General features: G+C 55.6%; 1 pseudogene. It reads right to left on the bottom strand.

The annotated features are described in order from the left end of the window. A pseudogene (locus KUG41_RS15465) lies at positions 1 to 349 on the bottom strand (hypothetical protein); the annotation flags it as partial. Between the last annotated feature and the right edge of the window lie 458 nt (positions 350 to 807).

Genomic DNA, 807 nt, shown 5'->3' with positions numbered 1-807 from the left:
GTGGCGTTTGCGTTTCATGGGGCTTCTCCTGGCCAAGTCTGGCCGGTAGGGAAGCTCTCATAAGGCCTGGATCAGTTTTTGGGGTCCACGTCACCTGAATCTGGAGAACAGTCTCTTCGTCTGTGGGCCCTAAACGCTGCTTGATGTAGAGCGACCCGAACGCCAGTCGCACGGGCTTGGCAGGAGCACCCACATTTGCACTGAACTGAGGGGCATAAGTCTCCTCAAGCTCTTGCCAAGGGATAAGCTCTGCATGCAGCACCCAGCGGTTGTCAGGGTCAAGTGTGCCACCAAAAGGCACGTGGAAGTCCTTAAATGAAAGCTGCCCGTTATGCTGTGTCCGGTACATGTGTGGCCATCGTCAGTGGCGGCAATCCGCGATTGCCGCGTTCCCTGCCAGTTTATCGGCTCCTAACCGCTCAGACCAGCTGCGGCGCAGTTGATTTGCCTTTTTCAGGAGTCCCTAACTGACTAAGTTCTTTTCGAGGATAGCTACAGCAAATAAGACCATTCATGATCGGGATACCAATCCATCCTCCACGCATCCTGGCCCCAGGATGCGTGAACGGCGACAAGTTCATTGGCACCACGGCCTCCCCACCCCTTGCCTTAGTTCAGACACTCACATCATCCCCAGGCAGGACACTTCTGCCGTCCAAGGCACCGCCGTGTTTGTTTCTGTCGTGTGATGGACGCGTGAGATGCAGAGAAGTGACGTGGACCCCAAAAACTGATCCAGGCCTTATGAGAGCTTCCCTACCGGCCAGACTTGGCCAGGAGAAGCCCCATGAAACGCAAACGCCACAA

This window comes from Synechococcus sp. CCY 9618, from assembly GCF_019038415.1.
In the GTDB taxonomy this organism is placed as follows: domain Bacteria; phylum Cyanobacteriota; class Cyanobacteriia; order PCC-6307; family Cyanobiaceae; genus Cyanobium.
The sequence above is the reverse complement of the archived record's forward strand: the minus strand, read 5'-3'. Positions and strand labels throughout refer to the sequence as shown.